This window comes from Streptomyces sp. NPDC001732, assembly GCF_053596315.1.
On record NZ_JBSFFY010000014.1, the window covers coordinates 84,094 to 98,234 of the forward strand.

12 protein-coding genes are annotated in these 14,141 nt (G+C 68.1%); 6 read left to right on the forward strand and 6 right to left on the reverse strand.

The genetic code is table 11. The features are described from left to right. Position 1: 1 nt before the first annotated feature. The 3 genes from rpsR to rpsF form a co-directional block, all read right to left on the reverse strand. A complete protein-coding gene (gene rpsR / locus ACWCXX_RS16800) occupies positions 2-238 on the reverse strand; it encodes a 30S ribosomal protein S18 (protein ID WP_003967857.1) in 237 nt (78 codons plus the stop codon). A 43-nt stretch (positions 239-281) separates the two neighbouring features. Next, a complete protein-coding gene (locus ACWCXX_RS16805; RefSeq protein ID WP_451127795.1) occupies positions 282-869 on the reverse strand; it encodes a single-stranded DNA-binding protein in 588 nt (195 codons plus the stop codon). Between the two features lie 71 nt (positions 870-940). Then, positions 941-1,231, reverse strand: a complete 291-nt coding sequence (rpsF, locus tag ACWCXX_RS16810) for a 30S ribosomal protein S6 (RefSeq protein ID WP_015609864.1) — start codon at positions 1,229-1,231, stop codon at positions 941-943. 278 nt (positions 1,232-1,509) lie between these two features. Between rpsF and ACWCXX_RS16815 the strand changes: the two genes are divergently transcribed. The 3 genes from ACWCXX_RS16815 to ACWCXX_RS16825 all read left to right on the forward strand — a co-directional run bounded on the left by ACWCXX_RS16815 (position 1,510) and on the right by ACWCXX_RS16825 (position 4,393). Next, the gene (locus ACWCXX_RS16815) at positions 1,510-1,824 is read left to right on the forward strand and encodes a hypothetical protein (protein WP_451127797.1); all 315 of its coding nucleotides are present in this window, start codon (positions 1,510-1,512) and stop codon (positions 1,822-1,824) included. Between the two features lie 258 nt (positions 1,825-2,082). Then, the gene (locus ACWCXX_RS16820) at positions 2,083-3,201 is read left to right on the forward strand and encodes a lipid II:glycine glycyltransferase FemX (RefSeq protein WP_451127799.1); all 1,119 of its coding nucleotides are present in this window, start codon (positions 2,083-2,085) and stop codon (positions 3,199-3,201) included. Positions 3,202-3,361: 160 nt separating this feature from the next. Next, positions 3,362-4,393, forward strand: coding sequence for an alanine racemase (locus ACWCXX_RS16825; RefSeq protein ID WP_451127801.1), 1,032 nt, complete (start codon positions 3,362-3,364; stop codon positions 4,391-4,393). Between the two features lie 51 nt (positions 4,394-4,444). On the opposite strand, the gene ACWCXX_RS16830 is transcribed toward ACWCXX_RS16825, so the two are convergent. Continuing rightward, positions 4,445-5,944 carry a glycosyltransferase family 87 protein gene (locus ACWCXX_RS16830; protein ID WP_451127803.1) on the reverse strand — a complete coding sequence of 500 codons (1,500 nt, stop codon included), beginning with the start codon at positions 5,942-5,944 and terminating at the stop codon, positions 4,445-4,447. A 102-nt stretch (positions 5,945-6,046) separates the two neighbouring features. Beyond that, a complete protein-coding gene (locus tag ACWCXX_RS16835) occupies positions 6,047-8,728 on the reverse strand; it encodes a transglycosylase domain-containing protein (RefSeq protein ID WP_451127805.1) in 2,682 nt (893 codons plus the stop codon). A gap of 411 nt (positions 8,729-9,139) precedes the next feature. Here ACWCXX_RS16835 and ACWCXX_RS16840 point away from each other — a divergent pair, with 411 nt between their 5' ends. From ACWCXX_RS16840 to ACWCXX_RS16850, 3 genes are all read left to right on the forward strand, one after another. Beyond that, positions 9,140-9,847, forward strand: coding sequence for a helix-turn-helix transcriptional regulator (locus tag ACWCXX_RS16840; protein WP_451127807.1), 708 nt, complete (start codon positions 9,140-9,142; stop codon positions 9,845-9,847). A 61-nt stretch (positions 9,848-9,908) separates the two neighbouring features. Next, positions 9,909-10,991 carry an inositol-3-phosphate synthase gene (locus tag ACWCXX_RS16845; RefSeq protein WP_389102199.1) on the forward strand — a complete coding sequence of 361 codons (1,083 nt, stop codon included), beginning with the start codon at positions 9,909-9,911 and terminating at the stop codon, positions 10,989-10,991. 124 nt (positions 10,992-11,115) lie between these two features. Further along, positions 11,116-12,414, forward strand: a complete 1,299-nt coding sequence (locus ACWCXX_RS16850; protein ID WP_451127809.1) for an MFS transporter — start codon at positions 11,116-11,118, stop codon at positions 12,412-12,414. Between the two features lie 158 nt (positions 12,415-12,572). Here ACWCXX_RS16850 and ACWCXX_RS16855 read toward each other — a convergent pair whose 3' ends face one another. Further along, the gene (locus ACWCXX_RS16855; RefSeq protein WP_451127811.1) at positions 12,573-14,015 is read right to left on the reverse strand and encodes a CCA tRNA nucleotidyltransferase; all 1,443 of its coding nucleotides are present in this window, start codon (positions 14,013-14,015) and stop codon (positions 12,573-12,575) included. Positions 14,016-14,141 lie beyond the last annotated feature (126 nt).

Consider the following 14,141-nt stretch of genomic DNA (forward strand, 5'->3'; position numbering starts at 1 on the left):
CTTATCGCGCGGTGGACGTGTAGGGCAGCAGCGCCATCTCACGGCTGTTCTTGACGGCCGTGGCGACGTCACGCTGGTGCTGCGTGCAGTTGCCGGTCACGCGGCGGGCACGGATCTTGCCGCGGTCGGAAATGAACTTCCGCAGCATGTTCGTGTCCTTGTAGTCCACGTACTGGGTCTTGTCCTTGCAGAACGCGCAGACCTTCTTCTTAGGCTTGCGCACAGGCGGCTTCGCCATGATGTTTCTCCTGTGTGATCAAGAAGTGGGGGTACGAGCTGCCCTAGAAGGGAGGCTCGTCCGAGTAGCCGCCGCCGGAGCCGCCGGAGCTTCCGCCCCAGCCGCCACCCTGCTGGCCCCCGCCCTGCTGACCGCCGGACGGCGCGCCCGTGGCCCACGGGTCGTCGGCGGGAGCGCCGCCACCACCCTGCTGGCCACCGCCACCGGGACCGCCGCCCCAGTTGCCGCCGCCCTGCTGGCCGCCGTATCCACCCTGGCCACCGCGACCGGTGGTCTTGGTGACCTTGGCCGTGGCGTTCTTGAGGCTGGGGCCGACTTCCTCGACATCCAGCTCGTAGACCGTGCGCTTGACGCCCTCGCGGTCCTCGTACGACCGCTGCTTCAGCCGGCCCTGCACGACGACGCGCATGCCTCGCTGGAGCGACTCGGCGACGTTCTCCGCCGCCTGCCGCCAGACCGAGCAGGTGAGGAACAGGCCTTCGCCGTCCTTCCACTCATTGGTCTGCCGGTCGAAGATGCGAGGAGTGGACGCGACGCGGAACTTCGCGACCGCCGCACCGGACGGGGTGAAGCGCAGCTCGGGGTCGTCGACGAGATTGCCGACGACCGTGATGACGGTCTCGCCTGCCATGGATGAACCTCTCGGCGGGGATTGCTTCTGGCTGCTTGCTACTCGAACCCGATGACCTCTGAGCTAGATGCTCAGTGGATCTCGGGACGGAGGACCTTGGTCCGGAGGACCGACTCGTTCAGGTTCATCTGGCGGTCGAGCTCCTTGACGACCGCAGGCTCGGCCTGCAGGTCGATGACCGAGTAGATGCCCTCGGGCTTCTTCTTGATCTCGTAAGCGAGACGACGACGGCCCCAGGTGTCGACCTTCTCGACCTTTCCGTTGCCCTCACGGACGACGGAGAGGAAGTTCTCGATCAGCGGGGAGACAGCGCGCTCCTCGAGATCGGGGTCGAGGATGACCATCACCTCGTAGTGACGCATGTGGAACCCACCTCCTTTGGACTCAGCGGCCACGGTCGTTCCGTGGCAGGAGGGTCGTGATGCGTGAGCAACAGTGTCTCCGAGCAGAACAGCCGCCACTGACAGCGCCCTCGATCACGAGGAAGTCGACGTGCTGGCCTGGGCAGACACCGGTGCAGACCGTACAGAGTACCCGCACAACCGCTTCCGGTTGAAATCCGGTGGTCAGGAGACGCAATCTGGACACATCGGGTGTGAGCGGCGCCACGAAGCGCCGCCTTTCGGCCAGGAGGTGCTCCATGGCACAGGCAGTACGACCCCGCCCCGCCGTCTCGCTCTTCGCCACCGACGGCAAACCCCATCCCCTCCAGAACACCCTGGTCGTCGTGACCCTGGTCCTGGGGGCGCTCGCCTTCGTGACGGCGATGTTCCACCACCTGCATCTGATCAGTTCGTGGGCGGGACTCATCGGCATCCTCACGGGTGCGTACGGCCAGTACATCTCGGTGACCACGCGCGAGAGGTTCCCGCTGATCATCGGTATCGGCGCCTCCGCCATCGGCTTCTTCCTGGGCATGGCCCACGGCGGCCTCTTCGGCGGCGTGGTGGGCTGACGGGCGACGGGCCGTGACGGACGCGGTCGGGTCCGTCACGGCAGCCGCGGGAGCCACAACCCGACACCTGCCGGTGCGGGGGCCCTCTCCGGGCCCCCGCACCGCTCCCTGCGCGGGTCCCGGCGTCCCGTGCCCCGTCGGCGGCGGAGCGAAAAGGCCCCATAGGGCCGGACGGCGCGCTGCCCGGTCACAGTAGGCTTCGGCGCGAGAGCCGGAGCCCCTGACCCATGGGGACACACCTGCCGAGGAGCGCCCCGCATGAGCCTGACCCTGAGGACCATCAGCCGAGAGCAGCATCTGGCATACATCCAGAGCCTGCCCGCGGCGAGTCACATGCAGGTCCCGGCGTGGGCGGACGTGAAGGCCGAGTGGCGCTCGGAGAGCCTCGGCTGGTTCAGCAAGGAGGGGCAGCTGGTCGGCGCCGGCCTGGTGCTCTACCGGCAGCTGCCCAAGATCAAACGGTACCTCGCCTACCTGCCCGAGGGCCCGGTCATCGACTGGTTCGCCCCGAACCTGGACGACTGGCTCCGCCCGATGCTGGCGCACCTCAAGCAGCAGGGCGCCTTCTCCGTGAAGATGGGCCCGCCCGTCGTCATCCGCCGCTGGGACGCGGCCGCCATCAAGTCGGGCATCCAGGACCCGGAAGTGAAGCGGCTGCGCGACGTCAAGGCCACCCACATCGAGCCCCAGGCCTTCGAAGTGGCGGACAGGCTGCGGAAGATGGGCTGGCAGCAGGGCGAGGACGGCGGCGCCGGATTCGGCGACGTACAGCCCCGTTACGTCTTCCAGGTGCCGCTGGCGAACCGGTCGCTCGAAGACGTCCACAAGGGCTTCAACCAGCTGTGGCGACGCAACATCAAGAAGGCCGAGAAGGCCGGCGTCGAGGTCGTCCAGGGCGGTTACGGGGAGCTCGCCGAGTGGCAGCGGCTCTACGAGATCACGGCGGAGCGCGACCGGTTCCGGCCGCGTCCGCTGGCCTACTTCCAGCGCATGTGGACGACCCTCAACAACGAGGACCCCAACCGGATGCGGCTGTACTTCGCCCGCCACGAGGGCGAGAACGTCGCCGCCGCGACGATGCTGATCGTCGGCGGACACGTCTGGTACTCCTACGGGGCGTCCGCCAACCACAAGCGCGAGGTCCGGCCCTCGAACGCGATGCAGTGGCGGATGCTGCGCGACGCGTACGCCATGGGCGCCACCGTCTACGACCTGCGCGGCATCTCCGACTCGCTGGACGAGACCGACCACCTCTTCGGCCTCATCCAGTTCAAGGTCGGCACCGGCGGGCAGGCCGCCGAGTACCTCGGCGAGTGGGACTTCCCGCTCAACAAGCTGCTCCACAAGGCGCTCGACATCTACATGTCCCGCCGCTGACCCCGTCGCCCCGCTGACGAAACCGGTTTCGTTCGTTTCAATAGGCATCGCGACAGCCCTTCCACCGACAGACCCTCCAGCGGCTACCGCGAGCGGCCCTCCGGGCAGGCTCCGCGCACCGCTGGCACACCGCAGCCACCAGAAAGGTTCCGGACCGGCCATGGCGCTCTCCCTCTACGTCGACACCGCGCGCTGGCGGGCGCACCAGAAATCCGTCCTCGACCAGTTCCCCGGCCTCGTCCCGGTCTGCAAGGGCAACGGATACGGCTTCGGTCACGAACGGCTGGCCGACGAGGCCATCCGCTTCGGCTCCGACATGCTCGCCGTCGGCACCACCTACGAGGCCGCCCGCGTCAAGGACTGGTTCAGCGGCGACCTCCTGGTCCTCACCCCGTTCCGCCGGGGCGAGGAGCCGGTGCCGCTGCCCGACCGCGTCATCCGGTCCGTCTCCTCCGTGGACGGTGTGCACGCCCTGGTGGGCGCACGGGTCGTCATCGAGTGCATGAGCTCGATGAAGCGCCACGGTGTCAAGGAGGAGGAGCTCGGGCAGCTGCACGCCGCCATCGAGGACGTGCGGCTCGAAGGCTTCGCCCTGCACCTCCCGCTGGACCGCACGGACGGCTCGGACGCGGTCGAGGAGGTCATCGCCTGGATGGACCGGCTGCGCGCGGCCCGGCTGCCGCTGCACACCATGTTCGTCAGCCATCTGCGCGCCGAGGAGCTGGGCCGGCTCCAGCAGCAGTTCCCGCAGACCCGTTTCCGCGCCCGCATCGGTACCCGGCTGTGGCTCGGCGACCACGAGGCGACGGAGTACCGGGGCTCCGTCCTGGACGTCACGCGCGTCGCCAAGGGAGACCGCTTCGGCTACCGCCAGCAGAAGGCCGCCTCGGACGGCTGGCTGGTGGTCGTCGCCGGCGGCACGTCGCACGGGGTGGGCCTGGAGGCCCCGAAGGCCCTGCACGGTGTGATGCCGCGGGCCAAGGGCGTCGCCCGCGCGGGCCTGGCCACCGTCAACCGCAACCTGTCGCCGTTCGTCTGGGCGGGCAAGCAGCGCTGGTTCGCCGAGCCGCCGCACATGCAGGTCTCGATCCTGTTCGTCCCCTCGGACGCGCAGGAGCCGAAGGTCGGCGACGAGCTGGTGGCCCATCTGCGCCACACCACCACCCAGTTCGACCGCCTGGTCGACCGCTAGCGAGGGCGCCGGGCCCCGGGGGCGGACGAACCCCCCGGGGCCGGTCCGGCCTCAGTCGGCGGCCGGCCCCTGCGCCGCGCCCCACTCCACCCGCGGCCCTTCGACGGCGGGAGGGGCGTGCCGCGACGGACGGGCCGCCCGCCCCAGTACGAACACGTCCGGGGCCCCGTCGAGGACCCCGCCGGACGGATCGTCCGACCCGTCGAGCCGTACGACGTCCCGCTCCGGCACGAGGACGTCCCGTACGACGACGGCACAGAGGTACAGCGTGCCCAGCAGGTGCAGGGCGATCGCCAGCTGGTACCCCTCCGTGGGCAGGCCCTGGTGCTTGTCGCCGCTCGTCGTGTACGCGAGGTACATCCAGATCCCCAGGAAGTACATCACCTCGCACGCCTGCCAGATCAGGAAATCGCGCCAGCGCGGCCTGGCCAGGGCGGCCAGGGGGATCAGCCACAGCACGTACTGCGGCGAGTAGACCTTGTTGACGAGGATGAACGCGGCGACCACGAGGAAGGCGAGCTGCGCGAAGCGCGGCCTGCGCGGCGCCATCAGGGTCAGCGCGGCGATGCCCGCGCACAGCAGGACCATCAGCAGCTCGGAGATTTGGTTGACGGTCGTTGTCTCGATGCTCTCGCCGGTGCGCTGCGTGATGATCAGCCAGAAGGAGCCGAAGTCGATGCCCCGTTCCTCGCTGAACGTGTAGAACTTCTTCCACCCCTCGGGCGCGAAGGCCATCACCGGCAGGTTCACCACCAGCCAGGACACCGCCGCCCCGAGCGTGGCCGTGCCGAACTCCCGCCATTTGCCCGCCCGCCAGCACAGGAGGAACACCGGCCCCAGCAGAAACACGGGATAGAGCTTGGCGGCCGTGGCGAGCCCGATGAGGACCCCGAACGCCAGGGCCCGGCCCCGGGACCACATGAGCATTCCCGCGGCCGTCAGTGCGATGGCCAGCAGGTCCCAGTTGATCGTGGCGGTGAGCGCGAAGGCCGGAGCGAGGGCGACCAGCAGCGCGTCCCAGGGGCGGCGCCGGTGTGTACGGGCGACACAGACGGCGATGATCACGGCACAGATCATCAGCATGCCCGCGTTGACCATCCAGTACAGCTGCTCGCGGTGCTGGATCGACCCGCCCGGCGTCAGCCAGGACGCGACCTGCATGAACACCCCCGTCAGCACGGGGTACTCCAGGTACTGCATGTCGCCGGGCAGCCGGTCGAAGTACGGCACGAGGCCGTCGGAGAACCCGCGGGCCACGTAGAGGTGCGGAATGTCCGAGTAGCAGGCGTGGGTGTACTGCGAGCCCGCGCCCCTGAACCAGGCCCAGTTGTAGCAGGGCAGCTTCTGCACCATGCCCAGCGCGAACATCCCGAGGGCCACCAGCGCGACGACGGCCACGGGCGTGAGCGTCGTGCCGCCGAGTCTCGCCCGGCGCCCGGACCGTCCACCGATCAGTTCGCTGCCGACCCCGGCGATCCCGTCCTGGTGCGTGGGCCGTACGACAGGCTGTTCCTGCGGCTGGTGCACACTCGTGTCTTCTGTGCTCGGCATGCCGCTCATACTGCCGTACGGGCCCGTGGAAACGACGAGGGCCGCCGCACCACGGGGTGCGGCGGCCCTCACTGCCGGTCGGCCCTGCGGACCCGGCGGACGCTAGCCGGTCGGTCCGCCGAAGAATCCGCCGTTCCCCCCGTTTCCGTTGCCGTTTCCGCCGCCGTTGTTGGCACTGCCACCGGTCGATGGTGTGGGAGACGTGGACGGGAGGCCGCCGGTCCCGCCCGAGTCACCGCCGTTCGCACCGTTGCTGGTGCCGCCGTTGTTGTGCTGGCAGTCCCAGTCCCACGTTCCGCAGGTCCCGGTGGGGTCGGGCGGCGACGGGCTCGTGCTCGCCGGAGGCCTCTCGGTGACCGTCTCGGTCGGCTCGGGCGTCACTTCCTCCTTCGTGGGCGTCGGCTTCGGGCTCTGCGCGCCGCCGCCGTAGACCTTGTCACCGATCGGTCCCGGCTCCGGGAAGGGAATGACCTTCGCGCCCTCCAGCGCACCGACCATGTAGTCGTGCCAGATCTGCGCCGGGAACGAGGCACCGTGAATCGTCCGCTCGCCACCCGTGCCGTACATCTTCTCGAACCCGCGGTTCTTGTTGTTCGCGTCGTCGTCGAGTCGGTACATGCTGATGGCCGTGGACAGCTGCGGCGTGTAACCGACGAACCAGGCGGACTTGTTGTCGTCCGTCGTACCCGTCTTGCCCGCCACGTCCCGCCCGGGGATCTGCGCGGGGGTACCCGTCCCCTTGTCCACGACGTTCTTCAGGACGTCGGTGACGTTGTCGGCGATCGCGGGGTCGAAGGCGCTCTTGACGACTTCCTTGTGCCGGTAGATCAACCTGCCCTCGTGCTTCACCTCGGAGACCGAGTAGGGCTCGCGCTGTTTGCCGCTGGCCGCGAAGGTCGCGTACGCGCCGGCCATGCGGATCGCGCTGGGTGAGGACGTACCGATGGAGAACGACGGCACGTGCGAATCCGCCATCTGCTCGTCGTCCCTGAGCCCTGCGGCCATGGCGACGTCCTTCACCTTGTCGGTGCCGACGTCCATGCCGAGCTGTACGTACGGGGAGTTGGCGGACCACTGCATGGCCTCGCGAAGGGTGATGTTGCCCCTCGACTCATGGCCGTCGTTGGCCTGCAGCCACTCCTTGCCCTTCTCGTCGGTCCAGATCTCGCCGTTGTACTTCTTGATCTTCAGCAGGTCGTCGGCGTTGTAGATGCTGAGCGGCGACACCTTCGTGCGCTGCGACTCGTCCTGCTCCTCACCTAGCGAGGGGTCGCGCTTGCCGTACTGCATCGCCGCCGCGAGCACGAACGGCTTGAAGGTCGAACCGACCTGCGCACCGGTCGGATCGGCGTTGTTGGTGAAGTGCTTGGTCGCGTCCTGGCCGCCGTAGATCGCCACGATGGCCCCGGTCCTGGGATTCACCGACCCGCCGCCGAACTGGACGTGGGTGTCCGTCTTGGGGCGCTGCTTCGGCTTTATCTTGCTGTCGTAGACCTTCTTGACCGCTTTTTCGAGATCCTTGACCTTCTTCCTGTTGAAGGTGGTGTGGATCTCGTAGCCGCCCTGGGCCAGCATGTCCGCCGTGACGCCCTGGTCGTTGTTGTTGAGGAAGGACTTCTTGGCGAGGTCGACCATGTAACCGATCTGACCGCTCAGCTGGGCGTTCTTCCGCGGCGGCTTGGGCATCGGGAACTCGGTGTACTTGGCGCGTTCCGCCTTCGAGAGGCGGCCGTCCTTCACCTCTTCGTCGAGGATCCACTTCCAGCGCTTCTTGGCCCGCGCGGTGTTCAGCTCCTTGGTCGCCTGCTTGGGGTCGACCTCGGGGGCGCCCGCCGGGTCGTAGTAGGACGCGCCCTTGAGCAGGGTGGCCAGGAACGCGCACTCGCTCGGGTCCAGATCGACCGCGTCCTTGTCGTAGTACGTACGGGCCGCCGCCTGGAGCCCCGAAGCACCTCGTCCGTAGTACGAGACGTTGAGGTAGCCCGCCATGATTTCGTTCTTCTTCATGTCGTTGCTGACCTTGAGCGTGATGAAGAGTTCCTGGAACTTCCGGCTCAGGGTCTGCTCCTGGGACAGACGCGAGTTCTTCACGTACTGCTGGGTGATCGTCGAACCACCCTGCGTCTCACCCCCGGTCGCCATGTTGAACAGGGCGCGGGCGATGCCCATGGGGTCGATGCCCCGGTCGTGCTCGAAGGACTTGTTCTCGGCCGAGATGACGGCGTTCCGCATCGCCTCGGGGATCTGCTCGTAGCCGATGATCTGACGGTTGACCTCACCGCCCGTGGCGACCATCTGCTTGCCGTCGTCCCAGTAGTAGACGTTGTTCTGCGCCTTCGCGGCCTCGTTCACCTTGGGCTTGTCGACCATCGCGTACGCGATGCCGGCGAAGCCCATGAGCAGACCGAGGAAGCCGATGCAGAGGCCGGAGACCAGCTTCCACGACGGAACCCAGCGCCGGAGGCCGTCCTTGTCGGCGCGCGGGTAGTCGATGAAGCGTTTCTTGCCCGGCCTCCGGGCACCACGGCCCTGTCCCCGGCCCGGCCCCTCGGGCCCGCCGTTGCCACCGCCGCGGCGACGGCCGCCACCGCCTCCACGGCTCCCGCCGCCCCGCTGGGCGGCGCGTCTGGCCTCGGCACGTCCACCGTACGAATCGGAAGGTGATTCCGAAGTTACTCCACGTGACGGAGCGGCGCGGCGTCCTGAGGAACGCTGGGCAGCTCGTCTGGCCGCTGCACGCCCGCCACCCTGTGGCTGCGGCGTTTTGCGACGGTGCTCGCTCATCGAACGACTACTCCTCGGGCAGGCGAGAGCGCCTGGAAGCGGCAGTTGAGATCCGGTCCCCCCGAATGACGGACCAGCCCTGTGGCGAGCCCGTCCGCAGTGCGTCCGGCTAGTCCGCGAAGACTGACGCGCGTAGGCGTCACGCGGTTCCCGGTGGTCTGCATGCCGCACAGACTACGCACGGTCAAAACCCACCTAGGGCCGAACTTCACCTCAAACAACGCAAGTCGGTGCCTACGAATTCGCGATGTGACGCCGTTCACGATGACCCCTCTTGTCGCAACGCTGCCACCGATCTATCGTCGTGATGTATCGAGTCGATACATCAGCTCGGTACATCAGCCCGGCACAGGGTTCCGGAGGACCGCTTCGGAAGTTCCCCAGGAGCACTCGGAGAAGGAGGAGGCGAAGTTGAGCAGACGCTCCGGCATCCTCGAATTCGCCGTCCTCGGTCTGCTCCGCGAGTCCCCGATGCACGGGTACGAACTGCGCAAACGCCTCAACACCTCGTTGGGAATCTTTCGCGCCTTCAGCTACGGCACTCTCTACCCCTGCCTCAAGACGCTGGTCGCCCACGGCTGGTTGATCGAGGAACCGGGTACCGCTCCCGCCGACCTTCCGCCCACCACCGGCCGTGCGGTCGCTCCAGCCTCCTCACTGGCCGGGCGCCGCGCGAAGATCGTCTACCGGCTGACGGCGGAAGGTAAGGAGCACTTCGAGGAGCTGCTCTCGCACACCGGTCCCGACTCCTGGGAGGACGAGCACTTCGCGGCCCGCTTCGCCTTCTTCGGGCAGACGGAGCACGAAGTGCGGATGCGTGTGCTGGAGGGCCGGCGCAGTCGGCTGGAGGAGCGCCTGGAGAAGATGCGGGCCTCCTTGGCCCGTACGCGCGAGCGCCTCGACGACTACACGCTCGAACTGCAGCGACACGGCATGGAGTCCGTGGAGCGCGAAGTGCGCTGGCTGAACGAGCTCATCGAGAGCGAGCGGTCGGGACGGGATCAGCGACGGTCCTCGCCCGGGAGCGAAGCTCGGCGGAACACAGCAGGAGAGACGGGCGGCCTGCCCCGGCGCCGGGGTGACTCCCCGCCGGATCCGTCCGACGACACCGCAAAGTGAGGCCCCCGCAGATCCGCGGGGCTTCATAGGGAACATCCAAAACACACAGGGAGCAACCGGAATGGGTTCGGTTCGCGTAGCCATCGTCGGCGTGGGCAACTGCGCCGCCTCGCTGGTCCAGGGCGTCGAGTACTACAAGGACGCCGATCCGGCCGGCAAGGTGCCCGGTCTGATGCACGTCCAGTTCGGCGACTACCACGTACGGGACGTCGAGTTCGTCGCCGCCTTCGACGTCGACGCGAAGAAGGTCGGCCTCGACCTCGCGGACGCCATCGGTGCCAGCGAGAACAACACCATCAAGCTCTGCGACGTGCCGACCTCCGGCGTCACCGTCCAGCGCGGCCACACCCACGACGGTCTCGGCAAGTACTACCGCCAGACGATCGAGGAGTCCTCCGAGGCCCCGGTCGACATCGTCCAGGTCCTCAAGGACCGCAAGGTCGACGTCCTCGTCTGCTACCTGCCGGTCGGCTCCGAGGTCGCTGCGAAGTTCTACGCGCAGTGCGCCATCGACGCCAAGGTCGCGTTCGTCAACGCCCTCCCGGTCTTCATTGCCGGCACCAAGGAGTGGGCGGACAAGTTCACCGAGGCCGGTGTCCCGATCGTCGGTGACGACATCAAGTCGCAGGTCGGCGCCACCATCACGCACCGTGTGATGGCGAAGCTCTTCGAGGACCGGGGCGTCATCCTGGACCGCACGATGCAGCTGAACGTCGGCGGCAACATGGACTTCAAGAACATGCTCGAGCGCGAGCGCCTGGAGTCCAAGAAGATCTCCAAGACGCAGGCCGTCACCTCCCAGATCCGGGACCGTGAGCTCGGCGAGAACAACGTCCACATCGGCCCGTCGGACTACGTCGCCTGGCTGGACGACCGCAAGTGGGCCTACGTGCGTCTGGAGGGCCGCGCCTTCGGTGACGTCCCGCTGAACCTGGAGTACAAGCTCGAGGTCTGGGACTCCCCGAACTCCGCCGGTGTCATCATCGACGCCCTCCGCGCCGCGAAGATCGCCAAGGACCGCGGCATCGGTGGCCCGATTCTCTCCGCGTCCTCGTACTTCATGAAGTCCCCGCCGGTCCAGTACTTCGACGACGAGGCCCGCGAGAACGTCGAGAAGTTCATCCGGGGCGAGGTCTCCAACTGACGCGACCGGACACGGTACGTCGGCGCGGCCCGGTGAGGAGCGGCAACGCTCCCGCCTCTCCGCATCGCCGAGGGCCCCCGGGCAATCCGCCCGGGGGCCCTCGGCGTATGTGACTCTTGATCACATGGCCGTCGTCGGTGATCTGCGCGTTCTTCTGCGCCTTCGGAACTTCCGTCGTCTGCTCGCCGTACGGCTTCTCTCCCAGTCTGCCGACGGTGTCTACCAGGTAGCGCTGGCGGCACACGTCGTCTTCTCACCGGAGAAACAGGCTTCGGCCGGTGCCATCGCCTCGGCAATGGCCGTTCTGCTGCTGCCCTACTCCCTCGTCGGCCCCTTCACCGGCGTCCTGCTGGACCGCTGGTCACGCCGTCAGGTCTTTCTGTACGGGAACCTGCTGCGCGCCGCACTCGCCTGCTGCACTGCGCTCCTGGCCCTCGGCTCCGCACCCGAATGGCTCTTCTACGCCTCGGCCCTGTGCGTCACCGCGGTGAACCGCTTCGTGCTGGCCGGCCTCTCGGCGGCGCTGCCGCGCGTGGTCGACAAAGACCGGCTCGTGCTGGCCAACTCGCTCTCGCCGACCGCCGGTACGCTCGCCGCTACGGCCGGTGGCGGCCTCGCCTTCGTCGTACGGCTGCTGATCTCGGACTCCGACGCCGCGGTGGTACTGCTGGGCGCGCTGCTCTACCTCGCGTCGGCGCTGGCCTCCCTGACTCTCGCCGTCAGCTTGCTCGGGCCGGACCGGGACGGCCACCGTGCCCGCCTGGGGGCGGCCCTGGCAGCCACCGCACGGGGGCTCGTCGACGGTCTGCGTCATCTGGCGGAGCGGAAGCCGGCCGGCCGGGCCTTGGCCGCCATGACCGTGATCCGCTTCTGCTACGGAGCGCTGACCGTGACGGTGCTGATGCTCTGCCGGTACGCCTGGACCGGTACCGATTCCGAGGGGCTGGCCCTTCTCGGGCTGGCGGTGGGGGTCTCCGGTGCGGGGTTCTTCGCGGCGGCGGTGCTGACGCCCTGGGCGGTGGGCCGATTCGGGCGGTTCGGCTGGACAGCGGTGTGCGCGGCGGTGGCCGCCGTCCTCGAACCCGCGCTGGGGCTGTGGTTCGTCCCCGCTCCGATACTGGCCGCAGCGTTCGTCCTCGGGCTGATCACTCAGGGGGCGAAGATCGCGACGGACACGGTGGTGCAGACCTCGGTGGACGACTCCTACCGCGGCCGGATCTTCTCCCTCTACGACGTGCTCTTCAACGTCGCCTTCGTGGGAGCCGCCGCAGTCGCCGCCGTGGTGCTGCCGCCCGACGGGAGGTCGCCCGCGGTGGTGATCGGGGTGGCCGTCCTCTACGCGATCGTCGCCGTGATGATGTTCCGCTGGAGTCGCACCGACGGCGCGACGCCCCGGTCTCCGGGACAGGAGAAGGCGGGGTGATGTTTCACGTGAAACAGCGCCCTCACCGAACGGGAGCGCGGGGCCGGGCAGACGGCACCCGGATCACGGGATCAGGAGTACGGAACCAAGTGTGTGGTCATGTTTCACGTGAAACATGAACACACACCGTTCCTCCGCCCCTAAGAGGCCCAGGGTCCTCAGCCCTGCGCGGCCCACCACTCCTTGAGCTTCCCGACCGCCGCCTCGCGCTCCATCGGCCCGTGCTCCAGTCGCAGCTCCAGCAGGAACGCGTACGCCTTGCCGATCACCGGCCCGGGGCCGACGCCCAGAATCTTCATGATCTCGTTGCCGTCCAGGTCGGGGCGGATGGCATCCAGCTCCTCCTGTTCCTGCAACTGGGCAATGCGCTCCTCGAGGCCGTCGTAGGTCCGCGAGAGGGCGGCGGCCTTGCGCTTGTTCCGCGTGGTGCAGTCCGAGCGGGTCAGCTTGTGCAACCGTTCCAGCAGCGGTCCGGCGTCACGCACGTACCGCCGGACCGCGGAGTCGGTCCATTCACCGTCGCCGTAGCCGTGGAAGCGCAGATGGAGCTCCACCAGCTTCGAGACGTCCTTGACCATGTCGTTGGAGTACTTGAGCGCCGTCATCCGCTTCTTGACCATCTTGGCGCCCACCACCTCGTGGTGGTGGAACGAGACGCGGCCGTCCTTCTCGAAGCGTCGCGTCTTCGGCTTGCCGATGTCGTGCAGGAGAGCGGCCAGGCGCAGAGTCAGGTCGGGGCCCTCCTTCTCCAGGTCCATCGCCTGCTCCAGGACGGTCAGCGAGTGCTCGTAGACATCCTTGTGACGGTGATGCTCGTCACTCTCCAGACGCAGCGCGGGGAGCTCCGGCAGCACCTGCTGTGCCAGTCCCGTGCCGACGAGCAGCGCCAGCCCCTTGCGGGGGTGGGCGGAGAGCAGGAGCTTGTTGAGCTCCTCCCTGACCCGCTCGGCAGAGACGATCTCGATGCGCCCGGCCATCTCCGTCATCGCGGTGACGACGTCCGGGGCTACGTCGAAGTCCAGCTGGGCGGCGAAACGGGCGGCGCGCAGCATGCGCAGCGGATCGTCGGAGAACGACTCCTCGGGCGTTCCGGGGGTGCGCAGGACGCGCTCCGCCAGGTCCTCCAGACCGCCGTGGGGGTCGATGAAGTGCTTCTCCGGGAGCGCGACAGCCATCGCGTTGACCGTGAAGTCGCGGCGGACGAGGTCGGCCTCGATGGAGTCGCCGTAGGACACCTCGGGCTTGCGTGAGGTCCTGTCGTACGCCTCCGACCTGTATGTGGTGACCTCGATCTGGTATCCGTCCTTCTGGGCGCCCACCGTGCCGAAGGCGATCCCGACCTCCCACACCGAGTCGGCCCACGGCCGGACGATCCTCAGCACGGCCTCGGGGCGGGCGTCGGTCGTGAAGTCCAGGTCGTTCCCGAGCCGTCCGAGGAGCGCGTCCCGGACCGAGCCGCCGACCAGGGCGAGGCTGAAGCCCGCGTCCCGGAAACGGCGGGCGAGGTCGTCGGCGACCGGGGAGACCCGCAGCAGTTCGCTGACTGCGCGGTGCTGCACCTGGGTCAGGGCACGGGAGCTGTCTTCATTGGCATTCGGCACAACAGAAAAGGGTACGTGCCCGGACCGGCCCGGTCGTCCTGGTTTCGTCACACTCCGCGAGGCTCTTCCCGATCATGTAGCGCACTCCCCGGCCACGAGCACCCGCGCACATCGTTACCATGCGTG